The following is an 18,482-nucleotide window of genomic DNA, read 5'->3' on the forward strand; positions in this document are numbered from 1 at the left end:
ATTCAATACTCAACATTCAATGTTCAACCTGCTTACCGGCAGGCAGGTATTCAACGGAATCCCGTTCATTGAATATTGAATATTGAGCATTGTGCATTAATATTGATCATTCTTTCATTTCGCAGCCTGGCTTTGTCTCCTCGTTGCAGCGGAATAATATTCCCGTATGCGTAGTAATACGGTTACATAACAGGTATTACCCGTATAGATAGAACCGAAGAACCAAAATACCTTTATTTCATTATTATGTAATTATTCAATCTTAATTCCCTCACTGCGATGAACTTTAAACAGCTTCTTATCATGCTACTCTTTGCCGGAGTGGTCTGCCAGGCAAAAGCGCAGAAGCTGGACAGCACGATTGAGGCGCTTCAAAAAATACCTGCCAAATACCTTTCCAGAGTTGAGAACAAAATAGATAAATACAGTAGCCGCATTACCGGCAAAACAGAAAAGACTCTGGTCAAACTTGCCCGCTGGGAGAATAAGATCAAATCACTTCTGGAGCAGGTGAGTCCGGAAACGGCACAAAAATTATTTGGCAACAATCAACTAACCTTCAGTAGTGCACTGCAAAAACTGAAAGAAGGTAAAGCAGTTGTGGAAGGATACCGGACAAAGTATAATGAATACCGGGATAAATTAACTACCAGTATAAAGTACCTGGAGCAACAAAAAGATAATCTGGATAAAAAATATATCCAGCCGATTAATGCAGCAAGGCAAAAGCTGGATGAACTGGAAAAAGATCTGTCTACTACCGAATCAGTAGAGAAGTTCATTAAAGAAAGGAGAAGGCAACTGATGGATGAAGCGGTGAAGTATCTCGGTAAAAATAAGTATCTGACTAAGATTGATAAAGAGGCGTATTACTATATTGAAACCCTTCGTAACTATAAAGAACTCTTCAGCGACCGAAAAAAAGCGGAAGACCTTGCCCTTAAAATCCTCAATAAAATACCTGCATTTAAAAAGTTTGCACAACAGAACAGTATGCTTGCCTCCTTGTTCCGCCTGCCTTCGGGAAACGGAGGATATAGTCCGCAGGATTTGGCCGGCCTGCAAACCCGGGAGAGCATCAATGCCCTGATACAGGATAGACTAGCCTCTGGAGGCCCCAATGCAAGCCAGACATTCAGCCAAAATATGCAAAGAGCCCAGGCGGAATTAAATCAACTAAAAAGCCAGGTACTAAAGGCGGGTGGTGGCAGCAGTAGTGATGCCAATATCCCAAGCTTCAAACCCAATAGCCAGCGGTCTAAAACTTTTTTGCAGCGCCTCGATTTCGGAAGCAATTTCCAGTTTGGAAGAAACAACAGCCTGGTGCCCAGCACCGCAGATATAGCTTTGAGTGTGGGGTATAAATTAAATGATAAATCAATTGTGGGTATCGGAGCCAGTTACAAGATGGGCTATGGCAGTATCCGGAGGTTAAGCATCAGTCACCAGGGAATCGGACTCAGAAGTTTCATTGACTGGAAACTGAAGAAACAGTTTTTTGTAAGCGGGGGCTTTGAAATGAACTACAACGCTCAGTTTAAAAAACTTTCTCAGTTGCGAAGCCTGGATGCATGGCAGCAATCGGGGCTTATAGGCATAACCAGAAAAATGAATATTAAAACAAAGTTCTTTAAGGGAACCAGTGTGCAGTTGCTCCATGATATGCTGTACCGGCAGCATATACCGGTAAGCCAGCCCTTTCTTTTCAGGGTAGGTTATAGTTTCAGATGATCTATTAATTTTTTTATACAATGAGAAGAGTATTTAGTATTTCAGCATTATGGCTACTAAGCTGTCCGGTAATCGGACAGAACCTGCCCGGCGCCATGAAACTTCCGGATTTTGTTCAACCCACCCCGGAAGTTAGTTCAATACTTAAAGCAGATAATCTTTCGGTAAGCAATGCTACCGGGTCACCGAATATCAGTATTCCCATCGGAACACTTGCCGTAAATGGGATTAAGCTGCCGATCACCATCGGGTACAATTCAACAGGGATAAAAGTGGATGAATATTCCTCCATGATAGGAACAGGGTGGAACTGTAGTCCGGGAGGGGTGGTATCAAGAACAATCTTTCATAAACCCGATGAAAGCAGAAGCGGCAGCAGTTATCCTACCAATTTAAGCAATCCCAACTTCAATTCCTGGATGCGAACCTGCTGAATTTTTTAAAAAATACCCCGGATGCCGAATCGGATATATTCAGTTTTTCATTCCTGAACTATTCGGGCTAGTTTATCCTGGATTGAAACCGTACTACAATCATCCCACTATCAAATTATAACCTGAAGATAAAGGTGATCAGCAATAACTTTTTAAACGGGTTTGAGATCACAACCGAAGATGGAACCGTTTTGAAATTTGATGAGACAGAAACCAGCAAGAGCAGGAACCCGCTAGGCACCAGCTGCCCTAAAAGTTATGAATACAGCAATAATATAACCAGCTGGTACCTTACCCGTATCACAGCGCCGAACAAGCGCTCTTATATGAACTTCACCTACCTCACCCAGAACATCCTTTTTGAGCAATCGATCAACCAGTTTGTCTCAAAATGTATCTCAACAGAATATCACATGTATGGTGGAGGCGATGAATGGAATACATGTCCTACAGGAGCTGCACAATCCGTAGGATCAGAAACTTTTTACACATGTGTAACCCGCCAGTTAGTGACGAGCAAATTCCTTTCTAAGATCATTACTTCAGCCAATGATACAGCTTCCTTTATTTATGATGCCTCTATGCGGCAGGACCTGGATTCGGGAAAGCGGTTGTCTCAAATTAAAATCATTAGCCGGAACGGCACACCCATCAGGCAGGCAACTTTGTATGCTTCCTACTCCAATGGAACAGGTACATCAACGTATACAAACTCAAACAAACGGATGTATCTCGACAGCCTGCTTATGGATGATATTACCAGTTCGGCCAATTCTCTCAGCTATAAGTTTGAATACAACAGCCGGGGCAGTGTGGCAAACCGGCTCACTTTCGGGCAGGATATATATGGCTACAGCAATGGCCATGGAAGTAACCCTTCGCTGATACCTGTTTTGCCCTCTACAGATCAGAATTATTCTCATTTTAACAATGGAACAGGAGCAACGTCAGTAACTTTTGGCGACCGCTCAATAGATACCAATTATGCAAAGAAGGGTTTATTGAATAAGATCATTTATCCTACCGGTGGTTACGATACCATTATTTACTACGCCAACAAGTATTATAACAGCACCACACATGTGTTGGCTGGCGGATCTTCTGTTGCATCTATCCAATCATATTCATTTGGCAGCAAGGCAATGGAAAGGTCTTTTTCTTATACCGATACCAGCGGCAATTCATCAACGTTTATGCTGAGTACACTGGCAAGGTGCAGCAAACAGGACCTTGTTTATACAAGTGGATATATATGCAACGGGGGACAATGTTTAGGTTGTTTTCCCGTATCGGTCACCATAGGCCCTTCTTACTGGTCGGCCAGTGTGAGTTCTAATCTTATTAACCCGATTACAGCATTGGGCAGCCAACATGCATATCATAGAAATGTGAAAGAAAGCACGGTGGGAACTGTTAATAATGGGTATACCGAACATCATTACCAGTTTTTTAATGGTGGTAACCTGTTGCCATACGACCTGTTGAATAACCCGGTATTGTCTGCACCCATGCAGGTAGTGAATGATATAGTGATCGGCGAAGATCTTACCAGGGTATACCGGTATGACACCGCTACGAGCAGTTATAAGCTGCAAAAGAGCACCACCAATTACCTGTTCATGCACCATTTTGATGATTATTACAATTATGTGATACAGGATAATAATTTCATGCCCTTGTATACCAACACTCCGCCAGCCTCTTATGAATTTCTACGTTTTGATGCAACCAAGTATGCTATCAACAAATTCGTGGTGTATTCCGACAGTACAATAGAAGTCACTTATGATAACAATAATGATTCGTTTATTGTTAAAACGGTAACTGAACATTCAAATTCCCTGCACACATACCCCACCAAACAAAAGGTATATACCCCGGACGGGGATACGCTTGAAACCAGGATGAGTTACCCATTGGATGGCAGCGCCTCAGTATTGACAGCCCGCAATATTGTGGCTCCGGTATTGGAGGAGAAAAAATATAAGAACAGCAGCCTGCTTTCAACGGTAACAAATACCTATTACAACTGGCTTTCGGATAGTTCAATAGTTGCCTTACAAAAAACGCAGTATAAGGAATTAATCAATAGCCTGCCTGTGCACATCAATTACATTGGATATGATTCCTTAGGCAATGTACTGGAGATAGCCAAAGACAGCGGTGTACATAAAAGTTACTTGTGGGGACATAATAAGCAGCTGCCCATTGCTGTTGCCAGCAATGCTGCATCCAATGAAATCTTCTATACCAGTTTTGAAGAAACTGATGGCACTGCAGACAGCGATGCAAAAACAGGAGGCAAGAGCCGTACAAGCAATTATACGGTGAGTTTCAGTCTGCCTAACAGCAAAAACTATATCCTGAGTTACTGGAGTTGGGATGGAAGCAAGTGGGTCTACAACGAAGCCGCCTACACAGGGTCAACCACCATTACAGTAGCCAATAAAATTGACGAAGTGAGGGTTTACCCTGCAGCAGCGCAGATGGTGACATTTACCTATACCCCGCTGCTAGGCATGACAAGTCAGTGTGATGCCCGCAACCAGGTAAGTTATTATGAATACGATGCCCTGAACAGGCTTAAACTGATCCGTGATGAGAACAGGAAGATCGTCAAGCTGTTTGATTATAAATATCAGCAGTAAAAACTGAATGAGAAAAAACATCATAAACCAATTAATTACAGTATCATGCTCACTGTAAAGAAAATAAGGTCAGTGACTGTTGCCATATTTTTTGCAACAGGAACAAATGCACAGGATTCCCTGCCCCCGGCTTTTCCGGAGAACAGTAAACTGAATTATGTACGGACCTGGGATGCATTTTATCCGCAGACTAATAAGGACACCCTGATGGGAGGGCTACTTTGCCAGGTAAGGCAGATAACCCAGTATTTTGACGGGTTGGGCAGGCCGATAGAAACGGTAACAAAGAACACCAGCCCAACCATTGGAGATATCATCACTGCAAACACCTATGATGAATTTGGCAGGGAGAGCCATAAATACCTGCCGTTTCACTTAGTCAGAATGTTTGCAGGGGGAAATTTTAAATATGACCCTTTTTCAAGTATCAGAACCCATTACTTAAATAATTTCAACGACAGTTTTCCTTATAGCAAAACGGTATATGAGCAATCTCCGCTGAGCAGGCCAATTAAGGTTTATGCACCCGGCAAAAGCTGGGTCGGAGAAAGCCATGGTATCACTATGCAGTATCTATTTAATACCGTTTCCGACAGTGTTCGCAAATGGGTCATCAGCAGTAACCAGCCATCTACTTCTTCAAGATACGGAGCCGGGCAACTAGATAAAACCATTACAACCGATGAGCATGGAAAACAGGTAATAGAATACAAAGACGCAAAGGGAAATATCATCTTAAAAAAAGTTCAGCTTAATGCTTCCCTGCCGGGGCACATGCCGGATGGCTTTGCACCTACTATATTTATAACGATCTAAATGAACTGACCTTTGTACTGCAACCCAGGGCAGTAGAACAACTCATTAATAACAGTTGGTCATTCGGAACTTATGTACTTGACGAATTCTGTTTTCAATACAGCTATGATGAACGGCACCGCATGATCTCCAAGAAAGTACCGGGAGCCGGGATCGTATACATGATCTATGATGCCCGTGACAGACTGGTGATGACACAAGACTCAATATTACGTGCTGCACATAAATGGATTTACACCATTTATGATGTATTGGACAGGCCAACCACGTCCGGACTGATAACCGATAACAGCTATTATAACAATGCAGCCTACCACCGCAGCCAGGCACAAACCAGTACCAGCTATCCCAATACAGGAAGTTATACCAATGAAGTGCTTTCCAAAACATTTTATGACGATTACAGCTGGCGCAGCGGGGAAAGTAACCCCCTGTCTGCAACCCGCAGTACCAGTTATGACAGTTACCTGTTGAGTAACTCCAATACCACATGGCCTTATCCACAGGATGCAACAGCCCAAAGCAGCCGCTTAAGAGGAATGGTAACTGGAACAAAAACAAAGATATTGGGCAGTAATGATTACCTGTACACAGTAATGTTCTATGACGAGAAGGGAAGGATCATACAGACTCAGAATACAAACATAACTGGCGGAACCGATATCATGCTAACCCAGTATAGCTGGACAGGGCAGCCCCTGTTGTCTGTTGTAAAAACAGAAAAGGCAGGCACTAATTCACAAACTGCCGTTGCATTGACAAAACTTAGTTACGACAGTTCCGGGAGGCTTTTAAAGACAGAAAAAAAGATAAGCCATACAAAAGTGAACAGCGGCAGCATGCCTGGAAACTGGACAACGATCAATGAAAATGAATACGATATCTTAGGACAGGCAATCAGCACGAAAAAATTTGGAACCACCACACTTGATTCACTTAAGTATGAATATAATATCCGGGGTTGGCTTACCAGTGTGAATAAAGAATATATTAAAGACTCTGTCAATGGCCACTGGTTTGGGTTTGAATTGGGATATGATAAGCCAACCTCTTCTGTGAGCAATACCACTTATTCCAACCAGCAGTATAATGGGAATATCAGTGGTATGATATGGAAGAGCGGCGGCGACCAGGAGAAAAGGAAATATGATTTTACCTACGACAATGCCAACCGGATCACCGGGGCCGATTTCAAACAGAAATTCGGAAGTAGCTGGTCAAAAACAGATCCCGGAACCGATGTGTTTACCATTGATTTCAGCCTCGATAGCTTAACCTATGACGCTAATGGGAATATCCTGACCATGCGTCAGAAAGGATTAAAAATTAATGAGAGCCCGGTAATTGACCGGATGAACTACACTTATATGAACAGCGGGGTAAGTAACCGGTTGCTTTCGGTAACCGAAGGCGGCGGCATTGGAAGCACGGATAATAAGCTGGGCGATTTTACTGATATAAATACCAGTAATGATGATTACTCCTACGATGCCAACGGCAATATGATCTCGGATAAGAATAAAAAAATTGACAGCATTAAGTATAATTATTTAAACCTGCCACAAACGATCTATATAAGCTATGCGGTTAATCCACCGTACAGCAACCGGAGCATAACTTATACGTATGATGCGGCCGGTAATAAGCTGAAAAAAGAAACGTATGAAGTTACCGCCACCGGGGTGAACAAACTGATCAGTACAAAATACCTCAATGGCCTCGTGTACGAAAGTAAATTAACCAACCAGGGAGGCAGCCCCGAAGCGGATGATTATACGGATAAGTTACAGTTGATGCCAACCGAGGAAGGCAGGGCAAGAGTTTCAGCCGACAGCAGCGTTGTGCTGTATGACTATATGATAAAAGACCATCTGGGCAATGTACGGGTAATGCTTACTGAAGAAAAAGATACTACTTTTTATATTCCGGCTACCCTGGAGGATTCTACTTTGGCAACGGAAGAATTATATTACAGTTACCTTTCAGATGGCCGGGTGAATGTTTCCACGGTTACCGACTACCCGGCTAATACACCAGCAGGTAATAATTATGTAGCAAAGTGTAATATACCCGACCGCATACCACTGGGGCCAGCGATAACCCTGAAAGTAATGGCTGGAGATAAATTCAATCTTACCGTAAACAGTTGGTGGAAATCCACCAATACCCCCAATTCACCGGAAAATATTACAAGTAAACTGATGAGTGCCCTGGAGACCAATATCGGCGCCATACAGGGCAGCAAGGCCTCCTCGGCAGAGTTGGCAGCATCCGGTGTTTTTACACCTGGAGTAGCCGCCTTTTTTACCAGCCAGAACAGTAGTGGGAACAGCAGCCGGCCCTGGGCTTTTGTAAACTGGATACTGTTTGATGAGCAGTTTAGATTTGTTGCTGCCAGCAGCGGCTTTCAGCAGGTGGGTACCAGCAATACCTATACCACCCATGTTGAACAGGACCTGTCTATAACTAAAAGCGGATTTTTGTATATTTATGTAAGCAATGCAACAGATAATATTCCGGTGTACTTTGATAATTTACAGGTAACACATATTAAGGGGCCACTGTTAGAAGAAACGCATTACTATCCGTTCGGGTTAACAATGGCGGGTATTAGCAGCAAAGCCCTGGCCTTTGGCGGAGCCGAGAACAAGTACAAATACAATGGCAAGGAAGGGCAGCGAAAGGAATTTGCAGATGGCAGTGGGTTGGATTGGGTTGATTATGGAGCAAGGATGTATGATGGACAGATTGGGAAGTGGCATGTGATTGATCCTCTAACTGAAATAGATCGACAATGGTCCCCATATACTTACGTTCATAACAATCCTTTAAGATTTATTGACCCTAATGGTATGGCAAATGCAAGTGCTCGAAACACTAAATCAGAGGATGATTTATTTGAGAACTCTGCGATTAAACCTATGTATTGGGGTGAACGGAATAATAACAAACCTAATGATTGGTTTGCCAAAAAAAATAAAGATGGAACTATTAGTATGTACCAAGACAAAGGAAATAAATCTAACTACCAACATAATAAGTATACAAATGAAGTGTACGTAAATGTTGGTGGAGACGGCTTAACTGCTGAACAAGCAGAATATAATGCTCATAATTGGATAGGAACTCCCAATAGTAGTTCTACATCAAATTCAAGTGTAGGAAGTACAGATTATTCGATTCCCTATTCGACCATTGGCGGTACATTAGCAACAAATGCTAGTAATTATTATTTTAATGCAGAAGGTTGGTATAGTTATTCTCAAAATAAATTTTATTCCCATTCATTTTATGGTAACCAGTATACGAATGGAGGAAGAGGCGCTGCTGCAAGTACAAGTAGGTTTCTGAATCGGATTGGATATGGTTTTGGAGCATGGAATGCTTTTTCTATAAATGCTCAATATCGAAATGGAGAAATTGGAGCAGGAAGAATGAGGATTGAACAATCAAGCAATATTATTTCTACGTTTGGTGGAATTTATGGAGCAGCTCATGGAGTAGGCTGGGAAGCTGGTAGAGCAATATCAACTATTCCTTCGTATAGAGAAAATGTTCGTCCGATAATACAAGATATTTTTGGCTGGGAAAGGGATGAATATCCTAAATATTTATCAGGAGCAAGATCTTTAATAAAAAATTTATAAAGCCAAATAAATGAAAATTCTTAATGTTTATTATTATAATTATTATAAATTCTACAAAAATTTACTTAAAGACCCTGACCCTCATGTTGCTACAGTCTTAGCGTTGAGTTTTAGTGAATCTTTATTGCTGAATGGAGTATCTGATATAATTGCCTTACAATATTTTTGTTATGAAATAAAAATAGAGTTTCAGTTCACAATTCTTTGTTTTATAATAATTTTTAATTTTCTATATTGTTTTAGACCAAATCGAACTAAAATTATTATTAAAGATAAACCAACAATATATAATAGTAAATCTTTTTCAATTCTCTTAACTATACTATTTTTTGTAATAACCACTTCGTGGCTTTTTTGGGGTGGCATTTATGGAAAATATCTATTAGCCAATTGTAATTAATTTGGGTTGTGTTCTAATCGTTACTTTTTGAAATGTTGGATTGATAATTTTCGCATCTGTGGATATCTCCGCTGGTTCAATTTCTTTTACTACCCAGGTGTTTTAACAACTCAGGAACGCCACTGCCTTGTCTTTTGGCCATCAGTTAATATTTGACATAGCATTCGTATATTTAATAAGCAAAATGTTCTTTGATTATTTTAGGTGCATAGCTTATGTATGCTGCGCTTTAAAGATAAACAGCCATACCCGTTCGGGTTAACAATGGCGGGAATTAGCAGCAAAGCCCTTGCTTTTGGCGGAGCAGAGAATAAGTATAAATATAGTGGCAAGGAGGAGCAACGGAAAGAGTTTGCTGATGGTAATGGTTTGGATTGGATTGATTATGGAGTGAGGATGTATGATGCACAAGTTGGAAGATGGCATGTAGTTGATCCGTTGACAGAGGCAGCTTTAAGGCAGTCGCCATATAATTATTGTGTTAATAACCCGTTAAACAATATTGACATTTCTGGCAGATTCACAATTTCAAAGGAAACCGAAAAGTTATTAAAAAATAAATATCCCCGATTTTATAAATATATTACCTCTAAGGAAGGTATTGAGAAAATGGCATCAATTCCTAAACTTATTTCATTACTTAAAGTATTGGGGCTAAGCCAGGATGATATCAAAAAGGAATTTACTTTCGGTTCAGGAGCAGAATTGCAAGTTTCTTTTAAGCATACATTTAGGGCATACACTCCAGAATATAAATTAGGGAAGATAATTGAGATTGATTCAAAATTTCTAGATATTCTTGAATCTGCGAAGACTGATGAAGAAATAGCAGGCGCACTGTTTGCTATTTCTGAAGAAATAACACATGAAGAAGGGCATAGAATAAGTATGTTGCGTTTTTTAAGTACTAATCCTACTGATCCAAATATTGATATGTCTAATATGCATACTGGTAAAGAAGATGGCACATGGCTGTCTGAACAAATGTGGGGGCATGCAAATGGTTATAATGATTACAAGTCTCTCAACCCTGATGCTAAGAATTTTATGCTAGTTACACTTTTAAATGCTATAAGAGTAGTAAAGAATGAAACCGAAAATGGAAATGATGCAAACCTTCCTCCAAAAGAATTACCCCAAGACCCTCCTAAAAAAGGAGGTGGCAGAGCGCCATACTTCTATTAAAATATAAGCAAACCTAATGTCAATGAAAAGATATACTATACTAGCATCTATACTTTTAATTTCTTTTTATGAAATTAAGGGACAAGCAGTATCAAAAAAATATTTTTGTGAAATAATATCTGAGTTTATGAATTCGCAAAAAGTTGCAAATGCATTTCGCAGTACAGCAAGATTTCATGATTCTACACTAATTATAGTTGACCCTGATACTATTTTAAACAGATGTAAATTAGTCAAGTGGCGTGGATATTTAGTAGCGTTAATTTCTAATGGTGAAATTGCTGATAGCTCAAGAGAATTTGATGCCAATTACTTGTTCAAAAATCGTTGCGAATATTATATTCTGAATTACAAAAAAATTAATGCTTCTACCTATTATATTCAAATAAGACATGGATGTACAAATCATATAAGTAGTGCAACTATTTGGAAGAAAAAAAACAAATATTTCTTAGGAGATATTGAAAATGGAGTTTTATAAAGATGGAGTTATTGTTCCAGTCACCACTTCTGACGCAAGAAGTAGTTGCCGCAGCCTTATTTCTCAGCAAAGCCTATAGTAAGGAACTTCGCATCGTGGTGTCCCCGCTTTTTCAAATTATTTACAGCCCTTGTGTTCCGCTAACTCAGGAGAACCATAGCGTTGTCTTCTGGCCATCAGTTAATATTCGACATAGCTTTCGTATATTTAATAAGCATTTGTTCTTTGATATTTATTGAGTGCAGGTAAGTTTGGTATTGTATTTACAACGATAACATTTTTACCCGTTCGGGTTAACAATGGCGGGCATTAGCAGCAAAGCCCTGGCTTTGGCGGAGCAGATAATAAGTATAAATACAACGGAAAGGAGGAGCAACGGAAAGAGTTTGCTGATGGAAGCGGGTTAGATTGGGTTGATTATGGGGCAAGGATGTATGATGGGCAGATTGGGAGGTGGCATTCAATCGATATGTATTCCTCTTCTTTTGTCAAACAATCACCATATAGCTACACAGATAATAATCCGATTTGCTTAATTGATGTTGAAGGAAAATACCAATATCCAGCTGGCAAAGAGGGGCAAAAGCAGGCAGAAAATTATCCAAGACTTACAAATTATTTGTCATCAAATCAGATTAATAAAGATGTGACAAAAAGCCCCCGAATTATGGCTGGATTATTAAAATATAGTGGAGGTAATCTTACCCCTACTGAAGTAAACAAAGCAACGTCTTGGGGAAGTGGACCAATAATTAAAGTAGTAAATCAGCCAGGGGAAAACTCAGGTGGAATCGAATCATTAATGCCCGGAGCATTAGGATACTATGATCGTGAAACTAATACAATTGAAATATCAAAAGAAATTGCTGATCAATTAGAGTCAATGACTAGCCAGGAAGATATTTTGGCTGCCTTATATCAAATTTTTGAAACAGTTTGTCATGAGACAGTTCATTATGGAGACTATTTAGATGGGAAACGACAACATGAGAATGATGCTTCAGGTTTTGGAGGTGAACCAGGAAAAGCATTTGCAGTGGACGTATTCAGTTCTATTTTTAGAAAACCACAACCAGGTTGGGATGGTAGAGTTAATTTAATGGAATTAAATGGAAAAATTGATATAGCAAAACAAAATATTAAAGCTCATGTAGAAGTTGGAGAATTGGAAGTTATTCCATCTTATGTTCCAGAAAATAAAAGCAATCCAAAATAAATAAAAGCAACTGAGGTTTTGTACATCATAATTCCCCCTAAACATTAATAATAAATTATATTATTTACGCTGCATAAACATGAAATATGACTAAGGCATTTATCTTTTATTTTTTAATTAGTTTATCTACAAAAGCTCAACAAATAGATAATGCAAAAATTTTTAATGAATTAATGAATGAATTGTATAGAATCGAAGATTGCCATAAAATAATTAAGCCTCCCTTTTTTAAATGTTGCCCAGCAGACACATTTTCTTCTATTAAGCAAATTATGGATTGCTGTAATCAAAGTAACATACCCTTAAGTAAGAGAGTTTATTGTACAGAATGTATTAATGAGTCGGAACTCGATACACTTGAGTTTTTGATAATTATTAATGATACATTGGCTACCTTGAATAAGGTAAAGTGCAAAAATATTGTTTTGAAAGAATTGACCAAAAAATCAGCTTATTATGATTTTGTTAATAATATTGATAAATTCCAGACCTCTCCTTTTAAGCTAAATATAACTTCATTAAAACAAAAAAATGTCACATTCATAACAAAGAGTAGTTTCCTCAGCCAGAGTAAAGAAATTAAATACGGAAAAATGGGAAAACAATTTACTATCGGGTATATGAATTTCTCTTCAATTGTTTTTAATAGGAAAATGACACTTGGTGTTTTTCAAGTAACTTTTCTTGGGGGACGACTTTGCGGTTACTCAAGATATGTATTAATTAGAAGGTCAAATAACGAATGGAATATTTATAAAAAGATACCACTAGGTGATTTTTAGTTTCTTCTCAGAAAGACCTCTTCGCCGCAATGGGTGTTCTGCCAAACCGTAAGCGCCGCCGTCTGGTTTTCAACCAGCGAAAATAAAAGTTGAATAGCTTTCGTATATTTATTAAGCAATCGGTCTTTGATATTTTTTGGTGTGCAAGTAAGGCAGGTATTGTATTTACAGGGATAACATTTATATCCGTTCGGGTTAACAATGGCGGGCATTAGCAGCAAAGCCCTGGCCTTTGGCGGAACAGAGAATAAGTATAAATACAATGGCAAGGAGGAGCAGCGCAAGGAGTTTAGTGATGGAAGTGGATTAGAGTGGGCAGATTATGGCGCAAGAGTGTATGATGCACAAAATGGGAGGTGGCATATACCAGACCCATTAGATGAAAATGAATACGAAAGGGAAGTTAATAATGCCTTTAAAAGGGAATTGGGTTTTGTCTTTAACGATAAAGAACCTGAAAAAGTTGAAACCAGTGAACTATCTGAAATGAAAAAATGTGCAACCAAGGTAGCATCACTTTTTACTCCTAAAAATGCTATAGATCCAGAAGCTTCAGCAGTACATTACAATAGCAGCCCTTATGCTTATGTGCTGAATAATCCACTAAAGTATATGGATTTGTTCGGATTAGATACAGTATGGAAACCATTGCCAGATGTATCAGTTACAACAAAAGCAAAGAGTAACAATAACAACTTCCCTCCACATTGGTTAGGCCCTTCAATGATCCTTGCTGGACAACCTTGGTTGTCTAAACGTTTTGTAACTCCAGGTTCTTCTCCGGGTACTTCACTTGCTTCAACTGTTTTAAATAAAACTATTCCTATAAATTCTCCTGTAAGGTTACCATCCCCTGTTATTAACAAGTCAGGTATGAGAATAGTATATACGAAATCAGTGGGTAAATTTTTGGGTAGATGGGTGCCGTTTGTCGGATGGGCTCTTACAATTTACGATATACATAAAACAGCAATGGAATATAATAAAAAAGGGGCATCAGACAGTGAGCGAGAATCTCTAATGTCGGCGTATGGGCTGGCCTTTTAAGGTATGAATAAATAAGTATGGAAGACAAATTGTTAAAAGATATAATTGTATTGATTGAGGCAAAGATGGGTAGATATGCTACGCCAATCACAAGAGCGACTTGCCTTGAAAAAGACTTAGGTATAACTGGTGATGATGCGGGGGAACTTCTTTTAGAGTATGGTCAAAAGTTCAACATTGATGTTTCAAAATTGAACTTAAGAAAATACTTTACTCCTGAAGGCGATACAATTTTACAAGCAATTTTAAGAATGATTACAGGTAAAAAAGCAAGTAAGGATAGTGAACTTACTGTTGGAGATTTAGAGAAAGGAGTAATTGCAAGACGATTAGATGAAGAAGTAATAAACAGTTGAAAATAACAAAGCCCCTCACGGGGTTTTTGTATTTTAGTTCAGAGCTTTTTTTACTGCCCAGGTATCCCGCGAACTTGGGATCGCTGCTGCCTGGCCTCCTGGCAAACAGCCAATATTATCTATAGCTTTCGTATATTTAATAAGCAAATTGTTCTTTGATTATTTTAGATACATAGCTTAAGTATGCTGCGCTTTAAAGATAAACAGGCATACCCGTTCGGGTTAACAATGGCGGGAATTTCAAGCAAAGCCCTGGCCTTTGGCGGAACAGAGAATAAGTATAAATACAATGGCAAGGAGGAGCAGCGGAAAGAGTTTGTTGATGGTAGCGGCTTAGATTGGGTTGATTACGGGGCAAGGATGTATGATGGGCAGATTGGGAGGTGGTTTGTTATTGATCCCTTAACTGAACGAATGCGTAGGCATTCTCCGTATAATTATGCCTTTAATAACCCTATCAAATATATAGATCCTGATGGGATGAAACCTGCGGGGGATTGGTATTGGCTGGATAAGAAGGACGAAAAAGATAAAAATGACGCATCTTCATCTAATGCTGATGTTAGACTTAATGGGGCTGAAAGGCAAAAATCTTTAACAGAATTACAATCGGGAGTAAAAGGCGAGTTGCAAATAAGTATGGATAATACTACTGGACTATTAAGTTGTACACAATTAATAACAGGCCCCCTTCAAGCAAGTAACCAACTTATATATGATATGATCAATGATCATTCAATAACTATTGATGTATTGTGTTATATTGGTAATTACAACTCCCTCGGTCAACTTTTTTCTGGAGGTTGTTTTATGGGCAATACCGTTACTCCTTCGACAATTCCAGGTAATAAATCGTCTGTTACGGCAAACCAAGAAATAAATCCAGTCGCCCTTTCTACATCAAGCAATTTCTTTAATAAACCTGGTGCAGACATTATACATGAACTTGGAGAAGCTTTTTTGGGAGCGTTGCTTGCACAAGTTACAGGACGCTCCTCTGGAGATTCTAGAGCAAAATATACAACCTATCCTATTGTGCATGATGCTGCTCCACGTCAGTCTGGCCCTCAAAGTAGAGCATATTTTGACGCTGCAGGTAAGGCCATAATGCTGCCAATAAGAGGAGGGATGGTTGCTTTTTACGCAGGAGATATTAATGACTCAACTCAACCTTTCAAATTTATTGAAGGGGCAATTTTACGATAAATATTTACTATTATGAATTTAAAATTAATCTCCTTTAGTTTAGTGATTCTTTCACTTTCATATGGTACTAATAAAGTTGGCGATAACCCTAAAATTGAAAGAGGGTGTGATCTAAAATTTACGGTTACAAAAATTGATTCAACAAAGAGGCTATATGTTATTTACGCCAAAAAACTTGATACACTATATAAAATTATTTCTCATAAAGATTCAAGTAGCAGCGACTGTGTTAGAATTAAAGTTGGGAAATCATATAATCTGAATATTAAATCAGTTTTTGCAAATTCAGCTTCACTGCTACATATTAACGCTTATAAATATGAAAATGATGTTGTTCGAATAGGTGATAAAGGAACATTGTGGGATTTGTTTTATTGCGAGAACTTAAAAGGATTGTGTTATTATAAAAGTTGGTAGTATTCCGCCTCCACTAATACTCCAAATACTCTTGAAAATCTTACAACCAAACTGCTCGATGCTCTGGAAAACAATATTGGAGGTATTCAGGGCAGCAAGGTATCCTCTTAGCCGCTGTTTGTGTTCCTAAAAAACGGCCCGCCGCCGTCTGGGTACTGAGCATAGTCGAAGTGCAACCAACGGCGAAACTGAAATTAATACTCCCCTAGTTGTTTTTTCTTTCGCCTCATTGGGTGTTCCCGCTGGTTTAAATTATTTGTTGCCCCAGGTGTTCCGCTAACTCAGGAGGGCCGCTGCCGGTCTCCTGGCCAGCAGCCAATAGTATCTATAGCTTTCGTATATTTAATAAGCAAAATGCTTTTTGATTATTTTAAGTGCATAGCTTATGTATGCTGCGCTTTAAAGATAAACAGGCATACCCGTTCGGGTTAACAATGGCGGGCATTAGCAGCAAAGCCCTGGCTTTTGGCGGAGCAGAAAATAAGTATAAATACAATGGGAAAGAGGAGCAACGAAAAGAATTCTCAGATGGTAGTGGATTAGACTGGATGGATTATGGAGCAAGAATGTATGATGGACAGATTGGGAGATGGAATGGTGTTGATCAAAGCTGTGAAAATTATGTAAACCAAAGCCCATATGCCTATGTGGGTAATAACCCTATATTATTTGTTGATTTTGATGGTAATGACTACGGAGTTATTGTTGATAGAGGTAGCAAGACAATAACTATAAGGGCACATTTTTTAACAACAAGTAAAAATAGTCAAGCATTTGCTACTCATGGAAGTGGTAAATGGAATGAGCAAAGTAACAAATATGTTTTTGTAGCTGGTAGTATCAAGGATCTCAAAAAAGGGAAGGCTGATGTTTATAATATCAATATTAACATTACTTCTGAAATATTGGATGGAGATAAAAGATATTTAAATACAGGAGGAGTTATGGAGCATGATACGCCACGTAGTGATAAAGCAGACGCTGACCAAACAGGAATTGTTAATTCATTTGATGAAGTTTCAACATTTAATGACCCCCCAAATACAGTAACTCGAGGAGTAACAGTAGATAATAATGTTAGGGTACTAGCAGAAGATGTCAATTCGGGGATAACTACTCATGAAGTTGATCACGCATTAGGGAATGCGCATAAACCCGAAGGCTCAATTACTGCGGGTAGCCAGGAAAGTACTGTACGAATATCAAATATTAGTGAAACGCTTAACGGTGTAGGTATTGGAGGAACTACAAGCGAAAGAAATAATAATTCCACGGTAGGAAATGGAACACTTTTGCAAGGTTCAAGTATTCAAGGGCTAGAATCAGGAAAAGTAATTACAAGAAAAAGGTATGAACGAATTATGCGCAAAGTAGAGCAAAGAGAAAAAAGGAAAGGAAAAAAAGAAAAAACAAACTAATCAATGAGATGTATAATCTATATTATAATTTTATTTTGGCCAATTTGCCTAAAGGCTCAGCCTATTAATCATGAGCAAATTGCTCTTGATCACTTTATGGAAAAGATATTTGATTTGAAATATAAAAAATTAAAAGCTATCGAATTTTCTGGTTTTACTGAAAATGCACTAACGAGAATAAGATATGGAAATAATTGTTTTGAAAACTTGCCCGACTTGCACATAAACTTGTTCTTTAATGCCCAGGATAAGTTAATAACTGAAAAGAAAATTATTTTACCCTTTAGAAAAGGTTTAAAAATAAAACGAATTAATATGTTTAGTTCAAAAAGATTTAAACTACTTATTTGCGGAGTAAACACAGTTAATGATAGATTCTATGTAAGCATAGAAATGTTTAAACTTAATTATCATGTAGATATATATTTGTTTGAAATGGATAAAATGGGGAATATTTTAAGGTGGTGTGAAACAGGCGCAACATTTTAATCTGATGTCCCTCTTCACTGCCGCGGGTGTTTATAATTAAATGGTTTGCCGCCCTCTGTTTTTCAACTAATGGCGAAACTGAATTTAATACTCTCTTCGTTATTTTTTGTTTCCCCTAATTGGGTTTTTTTAATGGTTCAAATTATTTGCTACCCCAGGTGTTCCGCTAACTCGGGAGCTCTGCTGCCTGGTCTCCTTGCCAGCAGCCA

The 18,482-nt window shown here is 38.8% G+C and carries 15 protein-coding genes; all 15 read left to right on the top strand.

Annotated features, from left to right (window positions below):
• The first annotated feature begins 303 nt into the window (after positions 1 to 303).
• The 15 genes from IPJ02_15080 to IPJ02_15150 all read left to right on the top strand — a co-directional run bounded on the left by IPJ02_15080 (position 304) and on the right by IPJ02_15150 (position 18,273).
• Positions 304 to 1,731, top strand: a complete 1,428-nt coding sequence (locus IPJ02_15080) for a hypothetical protein (protein ID MBK7376815.1) — start codon at positions 304 to 306, stop codon at positions 1,729 to 1,731.
• Positions 1,732 to 1,751: 20 nt separating this feature from the next.
• Positions 1,752 to 2,165, top strand: a complete 414-nt coding sequence (locus IPJ02_15085; GenBank protein MBK7376816.1) for a hypothetical protein — start codon at positions 1,752 to 1,754, stop codon at positions 2,163 to 2,165.
• Between the two features lie 134 nt (positions 2,166 to 2,299).
• Positions 2,300 to 4,813 (top strand): hypothetical protein, encoded by a 2,514-nt coding sequence (locus IPJ02_15090; protein ID MBK7376817.1) that lies wholly within the window; start codon positions 2,300 to 2,302, stop codon positions 4,811 to 4,813.
• 45 nt (positions 4,814 to 4,858) lie between these two features.
• Positions 4,859 to 5,629 carry a hypothetical protein gene (locus IPJ02_15095; protein MBK7376818.1) on the top strand — a complete coding sequence of 257 codons (771 nt, stop codon included), beginning with the start codon at positions 4,859 to 4,861 and terminating at the stop codon, positions 5,627 to 5,629.
• 839 nt (positions 5,630 to 6,468) lie between these two features.
• Entirely contained in the window at positions 6,469 to 9,276 is a 2,808-nt protein-coding gene (locus IPJ02_15100; GenBank protein MBK7376819.1) for an RHS repeat-associated core domain-containing protein, read from the top strand.
• A gap of 619 nt (positions 9,277 to 9,895) precedes the next feature.
• Positions 9,896 to 10,861 (top strand): hypothetical protein, encoded by a 966-nt coding sequence (locus IPJ02_15105; GenBank protein MBK7376820.1) that lies wholly within the window; start codon positions 9,896 to 9,898, stop codon positions 10,859 to 10,861.
• A 22-nt stretch (positions 10,862 to 10,883) separates the two neighbouring features.
• Complete coding sequence (locus IPJ02_15110) at positions 10,884 to 11,342, top strand: hypothetical protein (protein MBK7376821.1); 459 nt, start codon at positions 10,884 to 10,886, stop codon at positions 11,340 to 11,342.
• A gap of 469 nt (positions 11,343 to 11,811) precedes the next feature.
• Entirely contained in the window at positions 11,812 to 12,558 is a 747-nt protein-coding gene (locus tag IPJ02_15115; protein ID MBK7376822.1) for a hypothetical protein, read from the top strand.
• Between the two features lie 86 nt (positions 12,559 to 12,644).
• Complete coding sequence (locus tag IPJ02_15120) at positions 12,645 to 13,340, top strand: hypothetical protein (protein ID MBK7376823.1); 696 nt, start codon at positions 12,645 to 12,647, stop codon at positions 13,338 to 13,340.
• Between the two features lie 201 nt (positions 13,341 to 13,541).
• Complete coding sequence (locus IPJ02_15125) at positions 13,542 to 14,387, top strand: hypothetical protein (GenBank protein MBK7376824.1); 846 nt, start codon at positions 13,542 to 13,544, stop codon at positions 14,385 to 14,387.
• A gap of 17 nt (positions 14,388 to 14,404) precedes the next feature.
• A complete protein-coding gene (locus tag IPJ02_15130) occupies positions 14,405 to 14,743 on the top strand; it encodes a DUF1493 family protein (protein MBK7376825.1) in 339 nt (112 codons plus the stop codon).
• A gap of 183 nt (positions 14,744 to 14,926) precedes the next feature.
• Positions 14,927 to 15,949: a hypothetical protein gene (locus IPJ02_15135; protein ID MBK7376826.1), complete on the top strand. Its 1,023-nt coding sequence runs from the start codon at positions 14,927 to 14,929 to the stop codon at positions 15,947 to 15,949.
• 12 nt (positions 15,950 to 15,961) lie between these two features.
• Positions 15,962 to 16,366, top strand: coding sequence for a hypothetical protein (locus IPJ02_15140; GenBank protein MBK7376827.1), 405 nt, complete (start codon positions 15,962 to 15,964; stop codon positions 16,364 to 16,366).
• A 389-nt stretch (positions 16,367 to 16,755) separates the two neighbouring features.
• Positions 16,756 to 17,784, top strand: a complete 1,029-nt coding sequence (locus IPJ02_15145) for a hypothetical protein (GenBank protein MBK7376828.1) — start codon at positions 16,756 to 16,758, stop codon at positions 17,782 to 17,784.
• A gap of 3 nt (positions 17,785 to 17,787) precedes the next feature.
• The gene (locus IPJ02_15150; GenBank protein MBK7376829.1) at positions 17,788 to 18,273 is read left to right on the top strand and encodes a hypothetical protein; all 486 of its coding nucleotides are present in this window, start codon (positions 17,788 to 17,790) and stop codon (positions 18,271 to 18,273) included.
• Positions 18,274 to 18,482: the final 209 nt, after the last annotated feature.

The sequence above is a fragment of the Chitinophagaceae bacterium genome (assembly GCA_016710165.1).
Taxonomy (GTDB): domain Bacteria; phylum Bacteroidota; class Bacteroidia; order Chitinophagales; family Chitinophagaceae; genus Ferruginibacter.

Bases quoted from the DNA above. Each gene is read 5' to 3' on its own strand.
- IPJ02_15080 (MBK7376815.1), top strand. From the start codon at position 304: ATGCTACTCTTTGCCGGAGTGGTCTGCCAGGCAAAAGCGCAGAAGCTG.
- IPJ02_15085 (MBK7376816.1), top strand. From the start codon at position 1,752: ATGAGAAGAGTATTTAGTATTTCAGCATTATGGCTACTAAGCTGTCCG.
- IPJ02_15095 (MBK7376818.1), top strand. From the start codon at position 4,859: ATGCTCACTGTAAAGAAAATAAGGTCAGTGACTGTTGCCATATTTTTT.
- IPJ02_15100 (MBK7376819.1), top strand. From the start codon at position 6,469: ATGCCTGGAAACTGGACAACGATCAATGAAAATGAATACGATATCTTA.
- IPJ02_15105 (MBK7376820.1), top strand. From the start codon at position 9,896: ATGCTGCGCTTTAAAGATAAACAGCCATACCCGTTCGGGTTAACAATG.
- IPJ02_15110 (MBK7376821.1), top strand. From the start codon at position 10,884: ATGAAAAGATATACTATACTAGCATCTATACTTTTAATTTCTTTTTAT.
- IPJ02_15115 (MBK7376822.1), top strand. From the start codon at position 11,812: ATGTATTCCTCTTCTTTTGTCAAACAATCACCATATAGCTACACAGAT.
- IPJ02_15120 (MBK7376823.1), top strand. From the start codon at position 12,645: ATGACTAAGGCATTTATCTTTTATTTTTTAATTAGTTTATCTACAAAA.
- IPJ02_15125 (MBK7376824.1), top strand. From the start codon at position 13,542: ATGGCGGGCATTAGCAGCAAAGCCCTGGCCTTTGGCGGAACAGAGAAT.
- IPJ02_15130 (MBK7376825.1), top strand. From the start codon at position 14,405: ATGGAAGACAAATTGTTAAAAGATATAATTGTATTGATTGAGGCAAAG.
- IPJ02_15135 (MBK7376826.1), top strand. From the start codon at position 14,927: ATGCTGCGCTTTAAAGATAAACAGGCATACCCGTTCGGGTTAACAATG.
- IPJ02_15140 (MBK7376827.1), top strand. From the start codon at position 15,962: ATGAATTTAAAATTAATCTCCTTTAGTTTAGTGATTCTTTCACTTTCA.
- IPJ02_15145 (MBK7376828.1), top strand. From the start codon at position 16,756: ATGCTGCGCTTTAAAGATAAACAGGCATACCCGTTCGGGTTAACAATG.
- IPJ02_15150 (MBK7376829.1), top strand. From the start codon at position 17,788: ATGAGATGTATAATCTATATTATAATTTTATTTTGGCCAATTTGCCTA.